This window comes from Microvirga roseola, assembly GCF_020866965.1.
Lineage (GTDB): Bacteria > Pseudomonadota > Alphaproteobacteria > Rhizobiales > Beijerinckiaceae > Microvirga > Microvirga roseola.
Genome location: NZ_JAJATX010000004.1, coordinates 118549 through 132962, shown reverse-complemented (window position 1 = coordinate 132962; position 14414 = coordinate 118549). Strand labels below are relative to the sequence as shown.

The following is a 14414-nucleotide window of genomic DNA, read 5'->3' as shown; positions in this document are numbered from 1 at the left end:
CCTTGAGGCCGGTGCGCGGGGAGCATATGTCACGCTTTGTAGCAAAGAGCAGCGGGAGCGGGTTATATGCCGTCAGTCCATCTGGCCGACCGGGGCGTGGTAAGGGTTTCGGGCGACGACGCCAAGACTTTTCTCGACGGCCTCGTAACCTGCGACATCGACCGGGTCTCTCCGCAAGCCGCGCGATTCGGCGCCCTGCTGACGCCCCAGGGGAAGATCCTGTTCGACTTCATCGTCTTCCAAGCACCCGCCGAAATCGGCGGCGCCTACTACCTCGACGTGCTCAAGGTCTTTGCGCCCGATCTCGCCAAGCGCCTGTCCTTCTACAAGCTGCGCGCCAAGGTGGCGGTCGAGGACCTGTCCGAATCCCTTGCCGTCATCGCAGGCTGGGACATGCCCCGGCCCGAGGACGAGGCCGGCCTCGTGGCGGGGGATCCCCGACTGCCCGATCTCGGCTGGCGCGCCATCGTCGCCGCCGAGGATGCGGCGGAGTTCGCGAAGAACCCGGTGGATGCCTACCACGCGCACCGCATTGCGCTCGGCGTCCCCGAGGGCGGCCGCGACTTCCTCTTCGGCGACGCCTTTCCCCACGAGGCCCTCATGGATCAGCTCCACGGAGTTGATTTCGACAAGGGCTGCTATGTGGGCCAGGAGGTGGTCTCTCGCATGCAGCACCGGGGCACGGCCAGGACGCGGATCGTGCCCGCCGTTTACGAGGGCGGCTTCGCGGCGGAGCTCGGGGTCGATGTCACGGCGGGCGACAAGGCCCTGGGCAAGACGGGCACCGGCGCGCAAGGCCGCGGTCTTCTCATGATCCGTCTCGACCGGGCGGCGGATGCCCTGGCCGCCGGCGAGACGATCAGGGCCGGAGGCATTCCTGTCGAGCTCAGGAGGCCTGCATGGGCCGGTTTCGCCTTCCCAGGCGAGATATCCGACGCTAGCCTAGGAAAATAAGAGGCGGGCCGCGGAACCGCACAATTCCCGTGGCGTTGTGCATGATCGGTCCAGTGATGCGCCGAAGCAATTGCGCGCGCCCGGACCGTCAGGGGATCTTCCATGAGCGCCGTAAAAGCGTACAGGACGGAGCAGGATGCAGGGCGGTTCCAGCTCCTCGTCAACGCCATCACCGACTACGCCATCTACATGCTCGATCCGACCGGAACGATCTCGAGCTGGAATCCGGGTGCGCAACGGTTCAAGGGCTATACGGAAGAGGAAATCCTCGGCTCGAATTTTTCCAAGTTCTATACGGAAGAGGACCGGCTGATCGGCCTTCCTCAGCGCGCCCTCGCAACGGCGGCCCTGGAGGGGCGGTTCGAAAGCGAGGGCTGGCGCGTCCGCAAGGACGGGACCCGCTTTTGGGCCCATGTCGTCATCGACCCGATCCGCGCCGAGAACGGAGACCTCCTGGGTTTCGCCAAGATCACCCGGGACCTGACCGAGCGCCGGCAGGCCCAGGAGGCGCTGCGTGAGAGCGAGGAGCGCTTCCGGCTTCTGGTCCAGGGCGTCACGGATTACGCCATCTTCATGCTCGATCTCCAGGGCCGGATCACGAACTGGAATGCCGGAGCCCAGCGCATCAAGGGCTACAGCAGGGATGAGATCGTCGGGAAGCACTTCTCCCGTTTCTATACGGAGGAGGATCGGGCGAGCGGTCTGCCCGAGCGGGCCATCGACACGGCCACCCGCGAGGGCCGCTTCGAGAACGAAGGCTGGCGCGTCCGCAAGGACGGCTCCCGTTTCTGGGCGAGCGTGGTCATCGACGCCATCCATGACGATCTCGGCCGCCTGATCGGGTTCGCCAAGATCACCCGGGACATGACCGAGCGGCGCAAGGCCCAAGAGTCCCTCGACGAGGCGCGGGCCGCCCTGTTCCAGTCCCAGAAGATGGACGTGGTCGGCCAGCTCACGGGCGGGGTGGCGCACGACTTCAACAATCTGCTGACCGTCATCGTCAACAACCTCGACCTGCTCACCCGCAGGATCGGCGACCCGCGCGACATGAAACTGATCGAGAGCGCGCAGCGAGCGGCCGAGCGCGGGGCGAAGCTCACGCAGCAGCTCCTGGCCTTCGCCCGCCGCCAGCCTCTGCAGCCGCAACTCCTGAACCCGAACAGGCTGATCGGCGGCTTCGAGGCCGTCCTTCGCCGCGCCTGCGGCGAGATGATCGACCTGCGCCTCGCTCTGACGTCGCCCCTCAAGTGGACGCATATCGACGAGCAGCAATTCGAGGCCGCGCTCCTCAACCTCGTCGTCAATGCCCGCGACGCCATGCCGGAGGGAGGCACCCTGACGATCACGACCGGCCATATCGACATCGGCAGCGCCGAAGCCGCGCGATCCGGCCCGCTGCCTGGGGACTACGTGTCCATCGCCGTGCAGGATACGGGGACCGGCATGGAGCCCGATGTCGCGTCCCGCGTCTTCGAGCCCTTCTTCACGACCAAGGAGGTCGGCAAGGGCACCGGCCTGGGTCTGAGCCAGGTCTATGGCTTCGTAACCCAGTCGGGCGGCCATGTGGCCGTCGAAAGCGCGGCCGGGAACGGCACGACGGTCACCCTTCTCCTGCCTGCGCGGGTCGGTCCCGAGGAGGAAAAGACGGCCGGTCCCGGCGACATCCGCACGGCCGCCGACAGCACGGGAACCGTGCTGATCGTGGAGGACGAGCCGGCCGTTCTGGACGTCGCCACCGAAATCTTCGAGAGCCTGGGCTATGACGTCCTTTCGGCCCACCACGCCCTCGCCGCCCTCGACATCCTGGGGCGCGACGAAAAGATCGACGTCCTGTTCAGCGACGTGGTCATGCCGCACGGCATGAACGGTGTCGAGCTGGCGCGAAAGGCCCGCGAATTGCGGCCCGCCATCAAGATCCTGCTGGCCTCCGGCTATCCCATGTCGGCCCTGTCATCGGAAGGCTTCGGCGCGGATATCTCCTTCATCAGCAAGCCATATCGCTGGACGGAGCTTTCGGAAAAGCTGAGGAGCCTCCGGAGCGGACCCTGATCCGTTCATGCCCCGTGATGCATGGCATCCGCATTTTTGATTGGTGCACCATGGCGCTTGCCGCTAGCTTTCCCGCTCCGCCGATGACGGGAACGCCATGTACCAGCCGCCGCACTTCCGCGAAGACCGCCTCGAGGTCCAGCACGACTTGATCCGGGCTCACCCGCTCGGGCTCCTCGTGACGGTCGGGAGCACGGGACTGGCCGCGAACCCGATACCCTTCGTGCTCGACTCCTCCGCCTCGCCGCTGGGGACCTTGAAGGCTCATCTCTCCCGGGCCAACGCGCAATGGCGCGACTTCGATTCCGCCCAGGAGGCGCTCGTCGTCTTCCAGGGGGTGGAGACCTACATCACGCCCTCCTGGTACGAGGCAAAGCGCGAGCACGGCAAGGTGGTGCCGACCTGGAACTACGCCATCGTGCAGGCTCGTGGGCGTCTGCGGGTGATTGACGATCCCGCATGGATCCTGCGCCAGGTCACCACGATGACCGCTGGGCAGGAAGCCGTGCAGCCGACGCCCTGGGCCGTGAGCGATGCACCCGATGCCTTCGTCGCCGCGCAGCTCAAGGGCATCGTCGGCGTGGAGATCGAGATCGCCCGTATCGAAGGCAAGTGGAAGGTGAGCCAGAACCGGTCGGAGGCGGACCGCCAGGGCGTCTCCGCTGGCCTGCGGCTTCTGGACGACGATGCCGCCCGGCAGATGGCGGATTTGGTCGAAGCCAAGGGGGCCGTGCCCCGTGAGTGACAGCGGCAAGCCTTGGATCGAACCCTGCGCGCGGCGGACGCTTTCGGAATGGGTCGCCCTGCGGCAGGCCTTGTGGCCCGAGACGCCGGAGCAGGACCATCTCTCCGAGTCCCAGGCCATGATCTGGGAACCGGAGAAGGCGCGAGCCTTCCTGGCGCGGGTGCCGGGCGGCGTGGCCGCCGGCTTCGCCGAGGCTGCCCTGCGGCATGATTACGTGAATGGCTGCGCCAGCTCCCCGGTGGTGTTTGTCGAGGGCATCTACGTGCAGCCGGCCTTCCGGAAGCAGGGCCTCGCCCGGCTGCTGGTCCGGGCCGTGGAAGAATGGGCCGTCAGACTCGGCTGCCGGGAACTGGCGTCGGATACGGAACTGCACAACCGGGACTCCCAGCAGATGCATGCCGCCCTCGGCTTCGAGGAGACGGAACGGGTGGTCTGTTTCCGCAAGCTGCTGCCGGGCTCCTGAGGCATTCCGTCAGGAGCGGATCTTTCCGTTTGCGCACGGCCCAGCTACACAGGTGGCCATGACCGACGGACTGATCCTTCATCCCGACCAGAGGGCCCGCTGCCGGTGGCCCGGCACGGACCCGCTCTATGTCGCCTATCACGACACCGAATGGGGCGTGCCGGAATTCGACGACCGGGCGCTCTTCGAGAAGCTCATCCTCGACGGGTTTCAGGCCGGCCTCTCCTGGATCACGATCCTGCGCAAGCGCGAGAACTTCCGCCGCGCCTTCGCCGGCTTCGAGCCCGCGGTGATCGCCCGATTCGACCAGGCGCAGGTCGAGGCGCTGATGCTCGATTCCGGCATCGTGAGGAACCGCGCCAAGATCGAGGCGACGATTGCGGGCGCGCGCGTCTGGCTGGCGATTCAGGAGCGCGGCGGCTTCTCGAAATTTCTCTGGGACTTCGTGGACGGAAGGCCGGTCCAGACCAATGCGAGGACTCGCAGGGACGTGCCGACGGAGACCGATGTCTCCCGGAAGATCTCCAAGGCCCTGAAGGCCGAAGGGTTCAACTTCGTCGGCCCCACTATCGTCTATGCCTTCATGCAGGCGGTCGGCATGTCGAACGATCATCTCACCGGCTGCTATCGCCACGCGGAATGCGCCGCCCTCGCCGAGGCCCGATAGATGGCCAAGGAGCCTCGCGTCTGGCAGCGCATGCTCTCGGGCCGGCGCCTCAATCTCCTCGATCCCTCGCCTCTCGACGTCGAGCTCGACGACATCGCCCACGGGCTTGCCCGCGTCGCCCGCTGGAACGGGCAGACGGAAGGCGCGCATATCTTTTCCGTGGCGCAGCACAGCCTGCTGGTGGAGGCGATTGCGGATCATCTCGACCCCGGCATGACCCGCCCCGCGCGGCTTGCGGTGTTGCTGCACGATGCGCCCGAATACGTGATCGGCGACATCATCTCGCCCTTCAAGGCGGTGATCGGGGATGCCTACAAGACCATCGAGGCGCGCCTGCTCGGCGCGATCCACCTGCATTTCGGCCTGCCCGCCGAACCGACAGCCGCCCTCAAGCGCTTCATCAAGCGCGCGGACCGGCAGGCGGCCTTTCTCGAAGCGACGAACCTCGCCGGCTTCGGACGGGAAGAGGCGGTCAAGTTCTTCGGCCGCCCCAAGCCCCTGCCCCGCGCGATCCAGGATTTCCTCGATCCCTGGCCCGTGGCGAAGGCGGAGGAGCGCTACCGGGATCACGTCACAGCCGCGCTGTCTCATTGAGACCGCCCGAATCGTGTAAGGCTGCCCCACCGCAAGCGGAGATCAAGCCCATGCCGACCCTGCACGTCTGCCCCCTCTCCCGCCTGCACGACACCGTGGCGGAGACCCGCGCCAGCCATGTGGTGACCCTCATCAATACGGGGTCTGCGGTCGAAAGGCCTGCCACCATCACGGCGGACCGCCACCTCTTCATCGGGGTCAGCGACATCGTGGAGCCTTTGGACGGGCACATCCTGCCGGGGGCCGAGCATATCGAGCAGCTCCTCGCCTTCGTGCGGCTTTGGGGCCGCGAAAGTCCCCTTGTCATCCATTGCTGGGCGGGCATCAGCCGCTCGACGGCAGCCGCCTATATTGCGGCCTGCGCGCTGACGCCCGAGCGGGACGAGGCCGAGATCGCCCGCGCCCTGCGCCAGGCATCCCCCTCGGCCACGCCGAACGCCCGCTTCGTTGCGCTCGCCGACGACATCCTCGGACGCCGGGGCAGGATGGTCGATTCCATCCGCGCCATCGGCCGGGGCGCGGAGGCTATGGAGGGCACGCCCTTCATGTTACAGGTTAACAGGGACTAGCCGATTCCCTCGGAGCGGCTTTGGCCCCTGGCGTGAACCTGAGGGCTTCTTCTTGGACATGGTGCTGCTCGCTCTGCTGGCTCTCGGCATTCCGATCTGTGCAATTGCGGGCCTCGTGCTCGGCCTGTCGGCGCGAAGCCGGCTCGATGTTCTGAGTCGCCGCCTCGCCGTCCTGGAAAGCGAGCTGCGGGCCATCAGGGAACAGGCCACCCGAGATGCTCCACCAGCGGCCCAAGCATCATCCCCTGAAATCCTGGACGAAGAGCCCATCGCGCCTGAAGCATCCCCGCCCCCAACCCCGGAACCGATAGCCCAGACAACTGCCCCCGTTCCGGTCATCCCGGCCGCTGCGGCCCGGCCCGTCCGGGACAGGCAGGATCTCGAGGAGACGATAGGCTCCCGCTGGGCGATCTGGGTCGGCGGCGTAGCGCTGGCGCTCGGCGGGATTTTCCTCGTCCGGTACTCCATCGAGCAGAACCTGCTGAGCCCCGCGACCCGCATCGCCCTCGGCGGGCTGTTTGCGCTGGCCCTGATCGGCGCGGGCGAGTGGCTGCGCCGCCGCGAACGCAGCTTCGCCCTGCCGGGCATTCCCAACGCCAATGTGCCGAGCATCCTCACGGCGGCCGGGACCTGCACCGCCTTCGCCTCGGCCTATGCGGCTTATGCGCTCTACAGCCTGATCGGCCCTGCGACGGCCTTCGTGCTTCTGGGCGTCATCGCCGTACTGACGATGATCGCCGCCATGCTGCACGGGCCCGCACTGGCCGCACTCGGCCTGCTTGCCGCGATGGCAAGCCCGCTTCTCGTGTCGTCGGACAAACCGCAGCCCTGGGCGCTCGTGATCTATCTCGCCTTCGTGGTGCTCCCCGCCTACGGCGTCGCGCGGCTGCGCCTGTGGCGTAGGCTTGCCCTGGCCGCCGCCATCGGCGCGCTGATCTGGGCCCTGCCGGTCTTCCTCATGGAGCCGTCGGACGTGATGCCGGCCATGGTGCACCTGGTGCTCCAGACGGCTCTGGCCGCATTCTTCCTGGGAGCCGAGCCCTACCGCCATGTTCCCGACCCGGAAGCCCGGACCGATTGGGCCGCGAGCGCCGTTCTGCTCGCCTTTGCCCTCGCTGCGGTCATCGTCTCCGCTTCGATCGCGGCCGGAGAGGGACGCCCGGTCCTCCTCGCAGCCATCGCGCTTGTTCTCCTCGCCACCGGCATCCGTTTCGCGCCGGCAGCACCCGCCGCAGCCTGGGCGGCTCTGACGGCCATCGGCACCCTTCTGGTCTGGCCCATCGAAGCGGAGATCGGCGGCAATCCCGAGAATCTCTTCTACCAGAGCGGGGATATTTTCGCGGTCCGCCCCCACTCCCTCGGGCTCTATCTGGCCGTTGCCTTCGCGCTTCCGCCCATCATCGCCGGTATTTCGCTGCTCCGGCTGGCGCGCTCGCCCCACCTCCGCCTGCCTGCCGCCGCCTGGTACGTCGGCGCAGCCACGACTGGCCCGCTTCTCGCATTGGTGGCTTCCTACTGGCGGATCGCGGAATTCGAGCGCAGCCTGTCCTTCTCCCTCGTCGCCGGGGGGCTCGCCCTCGCCTTCGTCACCGCCACCAGCTGGCTTGCGCGCCGACAGGGCGAAAACGGACCGTCCGCCCATCTGGCGCTCGGCGCAACGGCCTCGGCGGTCCTGGCCGCCCTGTCCCTGGGCCTGACCTTCGCACTCGACAGAGGCATGCTCACCGTCGCCTTCGCCCTGACGGCTCTGGGTACGGCCTGGATCGCGGATCGGGTCGCCATTCCGGCCCTCCGCTACGCGGTCGGCGCTATCGGCCTCGTCATCCTGGGACGGCTGATCTGGGACCCCACCATCGTGGGCGGCGACCCGGGCCCCCTCCTGTTCAACTGGCTGCTCTGGGGCTACGGCGTCCCGGCCCTCTCGTTCCTCCTCGCCAGCCGCCTGATGGAGCGGACCGGGCGCGATCGGATCGTCCGGCTCGCCGAGAGCCTGAGCATCGTCTTTGGGGCGTTCCTGATCTTCTTCGAGATCCGCCACGTGCTCTGGATGGGAGACCCGCTCGCTGCCACGACCGATCTCCTGGAGGTCGGGCTCATTGCGACAGAAAGCCTCGTCTTCGCGATCCTCCTGACACGGCTGGACCTGCGCAGGGCCGATCCGGTCTATCGCTGGGGCTCGCTGATCTTCAAACTCCTGTCGCTCGCCCTCTGCGCCGGCGGCCTCCTGATTGTGGAGAACCCGCTGTTCGGGAACGACGAGATCTCCGGCGGCACGTTCTTCAACGTCCTGATCCTCGCCTATCTGATGCCGTCCCTCCTGGCAGGCGCTCTCGCCCTGGTCGAGCGGGAGGCGCGGCCTCGCTTTTATTCCCTGTCCTCAGCCGTCCTGAGCCTGCTGTTGTTCTCAGGCTTTGTGGCGCTGGAAATCCGGCTGTTCTTCCAGGGGCCGGAGCCAGGCCTGTGGCGCGGCTTCACCCAAGGCGAGCAGTGGGGATACTCCGTAGCGCTGCTCGTCACCGGAATAGCCCTTCTCGGCTTCGGGCTTCTCCGCGGCAACCGCTTCGCCCGCCTCGCCTCGGCGGTCTATCTCGTGCTCGCCGTGCTCAAGGTCTTCATCATCGACCTGGCCAACCTGGAAGGGGTGATGCGGGCCCTGTCATTTATCGGCCTCGGGCTTGTTCTCATCGGCATCGGTCTGGTCTATCAAAGGCTCCTCGCGCAACGACCGAGCCATGCCGCCCTCTCACCGTGAGAGGGCGGAGCAACGAAATCACTGGCGGATAGCTCCATGACCGATACCACTTCCATCAAGACGCTCCCCTTCGAGAAGGCCCTGGCCGAGCTGGAGGAGATCGTGCGCCGCCTGGAGCGCGGGGATGTGCCCCTCGAGGACTCGATTGCGATCTACGAGCGCGGGGAAGCCCTGAAGAAGCATTGCGAGCAGCTTCTGAAAAAGGCCGAGGCCCGAATCGAGAAGATCACCGTCGGCCCGGACGGCCAGGCCTCCGGAACGGCTCCGCTTGGTGTCGGGGAATAGTCGAGCTTTCTCAAGGGAATGCTGAACCCTGCGTTTGACCCGGCCCCCGTGAGACCCTATCTGCACTAGATCAGATCCCTGCGAGCGCCTGGCGAGAGCAATTTGTCCACACCTCTCCTCGACACCATCAAGATCCCGGAAGATCTCCGTCAGCTTCCCGAAAATCAGCTCAAGCAGGTGGCGGACGAGCTGCGCTCCGAGACGATCAGCGCCGTGTCCGTCACGGGCGGGCACCTGGGCGCAGGGCTGGGCGTCGTCGAGCTGACGGTGGCGCTTCATTACGTCTTCGATACGCCCCGCGACCGGGTGATCTGGGACGTGGGACACCAGGCCTATCCGCACAAGATCCTCACCGGCCGGCGCGACCGGATCCGCACGCTGCGCCAGGCAGACGGGCTATCGGGTTTCACCAAGCGCGCTGAGAGCGAGTACGACCCCTTCGGCGCAGCCCATTCCTCCACCTCGATCTCGGCCGGGCTCGGCATGGCCGTGGCGCGGGACCTGGAGGGCAAGCAGAACAACGTGATCGCCGTGATCGGCGACGGGGCGATGTCCGCCGGCATGGCCTATGAGGCCATGAACAATGCCGGCGCCATGCATTCGCGCCTTATCGTCATCCTCAACGACAACGACATGTCGATTGCGCCGCCCACCGGCGCCATGTCGTCCTACCTCGCCCGCCTGGTCTCGGGCGGCACCTATCGCGGCATCCGCGAGACCGCCAAGCAGCTGGCGAAGAAGCTGCCGAAATTCTTCTATGAGAAGGCCCAGCGCGCCGAGGAGTTCGCCCGCGGGTTCTGGACCGGCGGCACCATGTTCGAGGAGCTGGGCTTCTACTATGTCGGCCCCATCGACGGACACAACCTCGACTACCTGCTGCCGATCCTGAAGAATGTCAGGGACACGGAAACGGGCCCGATCCTCGTCCATGTCGTGACGCAGAAGGGCAAGGGCTACGCGCCGGCGGAAGCTGCGCCCGACAAGTATCACGGCGTCGTCACCTTCGACGTAATCACGGGAGCCCAGACCAAGGCGAAAGCCAATGCGCCCGCCTACACCAAGGTCTTCGGCGAGAGCCTCATCAAGGAGGCGCAGGCCGACGACAAGATCGTAGCGATCACGGCGGCCATGCCCTCCGGCACGGGCATCGACCACTTCTCCAAGGAGTTCCCGGCGCGCACCTTCGATGTCGGCATTGCCGAGCAGCATGCGGTGACCTTTGCCGCCGGCATGGCGACGGAAGGTTACAAGCCGTTCTGCGCAATCTATTCCACCTTCCTGCAGCGCGCCTACGACCAGGTCGTGCACGACGTGGCGATCCAGAACCTGCCGGTGCGCTTTGCGCTGGACCGCGCAGGCCTTGTGGGCGCGGACGGGCCTACCCATGCAGGCTCCTTCGACATCGCCTATCTCGGCTGCCTGCCGAACATGGTGGTGATGGCCGCCGCCGACGAGGCGGAGCTCGTCCACATGGTCGCGACGGCCGCGGCCTACAACGACGGTCCCATCGCCTTCCGCTATCCGCGCGGCGAAGGCGTCGGCGTCGACATGCCCGAGAAAGGCGTGCCGCTTCCCATCGGCAAGGGACGCATCGTCCGCGAGGGCAGCCGCATCGCGATCCTGTCGCTCGGCACACGCCTCTCCGAAGCCCTGAAGGCGGCGGAAGAGCTGGAGGCGCGGGGCCTCTCCACCACCGTGGCGGATGCCCGCTTCGCCAAGCCTCTGGACGAGGAGATGATCCTGCAGCTCGCCCGCCAGCACGAGGTGCTCATCACCATCGAGGAAGGCTCCGTCGGCGGCTTCGGCTCTTTCGTTCTGCAGCTTCTCTCGGACAAAGGCGCGCTCGACGGCGGCACCCTCAAGGTTCGCTCGATGATCCTGCCCGACACCTATATCGACCAGGACAAGCCGGAGCGGATGTACGCCAAGGCCGGTCTCGATGCCGTGGGCATTGTGACCAAGGTCTTCGAAGCGCTCGGCCAGGACATGGCGCAGCAGGCCCGGGCCTGACCGGCGCACCGATTTTCTTCATCCCGAGGGCAGCATGACCCGCAAGCGCGCCGATGTGGTTCTCGTCGAGCGCGGCTTCTTCGCAAGCCGCGCCCGGGCGCAGGAGGCCATCGCCGCGGGCCTCGTCACCGTGAACGGCGCGACGATCCGCAAGGCCTCCGACACGGTGCCGGAAGAAGCCGTCATCACGGCCGAGCAGCCGCATCCTTACGTTTCGCGCGGCGGCGTGAAGCTGGCGGCGGCCCTCGACGCCTTCCACATCGATCCGAAGGACAGGATCTGCCTGGATATCGGCGCCTCCACCGGCGGCTTCACGGAAGTGCTGCTCCAGCGCGGGGCGGCGCATGTCTATGCGGTCGATGTCGGGCACGGCCAGTTGCATCCGACCATCGTCGGCAATGCGCGCGTGACGAATCTGGAGGGCACTGACGCCCGCTCCCTGACACCTGAACTCATTCCTCAAGCCATGGACCTTCTGGTTTCCGACGTGAGTTTTATCTCGCTCAGACTCGTCCTTCCGGCCGCTGTCGCACGCCTCGCTGCCCGCGCCGAGCTCGCCGTTCTGGTGAAGCCGCAATTCGAAGCGGGACGCGATCGTGTCAAGAAAGGCATCGTGCGTGACGAGGCGGTGCATCGGGCCGTATGCGAGGACATGAAGGGCTTCGTTGCGTCTCTCGGTTTCGAGATTATCGGACTCGTTTCCTCCCCTATCGAGGGCGGGGACGGCAATCGCGAATTCCTGCTGGGAGCACGCCGTGGCTGAACAGGTGACGATCACGCGCCTCGGCGCAAAGGCCGACGGCATCGCGGAGAGCGCATCCGGCCCCGTCTTCGTGCCGAAGGTGCTGACGGGCGAGACGGTCACCATCGAACGGGACGGATCGCATGCGCGCCTCGTCAGCGTCGATGCGCCATCGCCCGAGCGCGAGACGCCGTTCTGCCCCTACTTCGACGAATGCGGCGGCTGCGCCACGCAGCACATGAAGCACGGCTTCTACCAGACCTGGAAGCGGGACATTCTTGCCCATACCCTGAGACAGGCTCGGATCGAGGCTCCCATCGAGCCGCTCATCGACGCCCACGGCGAAGGCCGGCGGCGCGTGACGCTCCATGTGCGCTTTCCCGAGCGCGCCATGCATGTAGGCTATATGGCGCCGAGGAGCCACAGGATCGTCGAGATCGCCTTCTGCCCCATCGCCGAGCCCGGACTGAAGGAGCGCGCGCCCGTCGTCGCCCGCGCCATCGGCGAGCACCTGAGCGCTGCGCGCAAGCCGCTCGATGTTCAGATCACGAACACGCAAACCGGCCTCGACGTGGACGTGCGCGGTCATGGCCCTCTGAAGGACAAGGAACGCCTGAGCCTCATCGACCTTGCGGCCAGCCTAGATCTCTCGCGTTTGTCGGTCCATGGGGACGTCATCGTGGAGCGGCGTCCGCCCGCCATCGTCATGGGCCGCGCCTCCGTGGTGCCGCCTGCGGGCTCGTTCCTGCAGGCGACGCGGCTCGGCGAGGAGACGCTTGCCAGCCTCGTCACAGAGGCCTGCGCGAAGACCAAGCGCTTGGCCGATCTCTTTGCCGGATGGGGCCCCTTCTCGCTGAGGCTCGCGGAGAAGTCCGAGGTCCACGCGGTCGAATTCGACCAGGGCTCGATGACCGCCCTCGACAAGGCTTTTCGCGCGACGCCCGGCCTGCGGCGCATCGCGACGGAGGCGCGCGACCTCTTCCGTCGTCCTCTGCTGACACCGGAGCTGAACGCCTTCGGCGCGGTGGTGCTCGATCCGCCGCGCGCAGGCGCGGAGGCGCAGGCGAAGCAGTTGGCAGTCTCGAAGGTGCCGCTCGTCGTCAGCGTCTCCTGCGATGCCGCTACCTTCGCCCGCGACGCTGCAATCCTCATGCAAGGCGGCTACCGCCTGGAGCGCGTCATCCCGGTCGACCAGTTCAAGCACTCGCCGCATCTCGAGGTCGTCGGGATCCTGCGGCGGGGCGTGGCGAAGAAGCCGTCGCGCCGTTCATGATCCGCGCATGGAGCGGGAGGTTGGTCTCTCAGGACCACTTCATGCGGGCGCCGCGCACCTCATCGATGGCAGCGACGATCCAGGCGCTGTTCACCAGGAAGCTTTGGTAGATGTCGAGGAAGGGGACGAAGGGCAGCAGATCGAACTCGTCGTCCTGCTCGAGCACATAGATCATCGCCGTCATGATGTTCAGAAGGCTCACCGATCCGATCCAGGCTGCGGCATCGTTCAGCGACGCGCCGGCGGCCGCGGACAGGGCGATCGAACTCCAGAAGATGAAGTTCAGAATCGGGACGACGTAGATATCCAAGGGATAGAACAGCGCCATGATCGTCGGCAGGAAGCGAAGCTTCTCCTTCTTCAGGTGGCGCAGCTGCCGCCAGTAGACGGCATAGACCTGCCACGTGCCGCGGAACCATCTATAGCGCTGGTTCATGAGGGTGCTGATGTCCTCCGGGAATCGCGTATAGGCGTAGGCGCGCGGCTCGTAGACGATGCGGCCGCCCAGAGAGAGCACCGAGAGCGAGAGCTGGAAATCCTCGGCAAACGTCTCACCCGAGAGCGGGCCGAAGGCGTCGCCGGGCTTGCTGCCGGCAGACCCCTTCGGCTGGTTTCCGGGCAGTTGCCTGACCTTCTCCAGAACCTCCCGCCTGTAGAGACCGATGGGGCCGGGCACGACGGTGACCACGCCCAGCGAACTGAGCGCCGTCCTCATGCCGCCGTTGCCGAGGAGGTATTCGATGGCCTGGAACCGGGTCAGCACGTTGATCCGGTTGCGGATCGTGACCTGCCCCGATACCGCCGCGGCATTGGACTCCAGGAGTCGGGACACCATGATTTTCAGCGCATCCCGCGCGAGCCCTGAATCCGCATCGACAAAGAGAACCAGATCTCCCCTCGCCTTCTGATAGGCGAAGTTCAGCGCGCTCCACTTGCCCCCATTCGGTTTGGTATGCACCTGAACCGTGCAGCGCTCGTATCGTCCGATGATCCGTCATCGATGAAGATGACCTCGTAGGAAGGATAATCGAGGCGGATGAGGGATTGGAGCGCGGCGACAACGGTTTCCGACTCGTTGTACGCTGGCACCAGAATCGAAACGAAGGGCGGATCGTCGACCTCGGCCGGGGTCGAGCACCGCATCCGGTCGAGCTCCAAGAATGCCAGCCCCTGAATCAAAAGCCAGCGCACCAGGATGAAGGCTCCGGTGGCCACAAGGAGAATGGCCTGGATGTGGCCCAGAGGTCCCGTGGCGGCAAGCCCGGTTTCGGCGAAGGCGGCCTCCTTCATGCTCCACGGCAGCGTCACCGA

Annotated in this window: 12 protein-coding genes and 1 pseudogene; 12 read left to right on the top strand and 1 reads right to left on the bottom strand. The window is 66.4% G+C overall.

The features are described 5' to 3' along the window. The first annotated feature begins 66 nt into the window (after positions 1-66). The 12 genes from ygfZ (at position 67) to LG661_RS04565 (ending at position 13103) form a co-directional block, all read left to right on the top strand. Positions 67-954, top strand: coding sequence for a CAF17-like 4Fe-4S cluster assembly/insertion protein YgfZ (gene ygfZ, locus LG661_RS04620; RefSeq protein WP_230530692.1), 888 nt, complete (start codon positions 67-69; stop codon positions 952-954). 102 nt (positions 955-1056) lie between these two features. Continuing rightward, on the top strand, positions 1057-3003 hold the full coding sequence (locus LG661_RS04615; RefSeq protein WP_230530691.1) for a hybrid sensor histidine kinase/response regulator: 1947 nt from the start codon (positions 1057-1059) through the stop codon (positions 3001-3003). Between the two features lie 97 nt (positions 3004-3100). Then, a complete protein-coding gene (locus LG661_RS04610) occupies positions 3101-3748 on the top strand; it encodes an FMN-binding negative transcriptional regulator (RefSeq protein WP_230530690.1) in 648 nt (215 codons plus the stop codon). A 16-nt stretch (positions 3749-3764) separates the two neighbouring features. Further along, entirely contained in the window at positions 3765-4211 is a 447-nt protein-coding gene (gene aac(6') / locus LG661_RS04605; RefSeq protein WP_407666660.1) for an aminoglycoside 6'-N-acetyltransferase, read from the top strand. 58 nt (positions 4212-4269) lie between these two features. After that, entirely contained in the window at positions 4270-4878 is a 609-nt protein-coding gene (locus LG661_RS04600; RefSeq protein ID WP_230530688.1) for a DNA-3-methyladenine glycosylase I, read from the top strand. Beyond that, positions 4879-5472, top strand: coding sequence for an HD family hydrolase (locus LG661_RS04595; protein WP_230530687.1), 594 nt, complete (start codon positions 4879-4881; stop codon positions 5470-5472). Between the two features lie 50 nt (positions 5473-5522). Next, positions 5523-6041 carry a tyrosine phosphatase family protein gene (locus LG661_RS04590; protein WP_230530686.1) on the top strand — a complete coding sequence of 173 codons (519 nt, stop codon included), beginning with the start codon at positions 5523-5525 and terminating at the stop codon, positions 6039-6041. Between the two features lie 58 nt (positions 6042-6099). Then, positions 6100-8793 (top strand): DUF2339 domain-containing protein, encoded by a 2694-nt coding sequence (locus tag LG661_RS04585; protein WP_230530685.1) that lies wholly within the window; start codon positions 6100-6102, stop codon positions 8791-8793. Between the two features lie 36 nt (positions 8794-8829). Continuing rightward, complete coding sequence (locus tag LG661_RS04580; protein WP_230530684.1) at positions 8830-9078, top strand: exodeoxyribonuclease VII small subunit; 249 nt, start codon at positions 8830-8832, stop codon at positions 9076-9078. A 102-nt stretch (positions 9079-9180) separates the two neighbouring features. After that, on the top strand, positions 9181-11088 hold the full coding sequence (dxs, locus tag LG661_RS04575; protein ID WP_230530683.1) for a 1-deoxy-D-xylulose-5-phosphate synthase: 1908 nt from the start codon (positions 9181-9183) through the stop codon (positions 11086-11088). 34 nt (positions 11089-11122) lie between these two features. Then, the gene (locus LG661_RS04570; RefSeq protein ID WP_230530682.1) at positions 11123-11851 is read left to right on the top strand and encodes a TlyA family RNA methyltransferase; all 729 of its coding nucleotides are present in this window, start codon (positions 11123-11125) and stop codon (positions 11849-11851) included. Beyond that, positions 11844-13103, top strand: coding sequence for a class I SAM-dependent RNA methyltransferase (locus LG661_RS04565; protein WP_230530681.1), 1260 nt, complete (start codon positions 11844-11846; stop codon positions 13101-13103). Before LG661_RS04570 ends, LG661_RS04565 begins: the two co-directional genes overlap by 8 nt. A 28-nt stretch (positions 13104-13131) precedes the next feature. Here LG661_RS04565 and LG661_RS04560 read toward each other — a convergent pair. Next, a pseudogene (locus LG661_RS04560) lies at positions 13132-14246 on the bottom strand (glycosyltransferase family 2 protein). Positions 14247-14414: the final 168 nt, after the last annotated feature.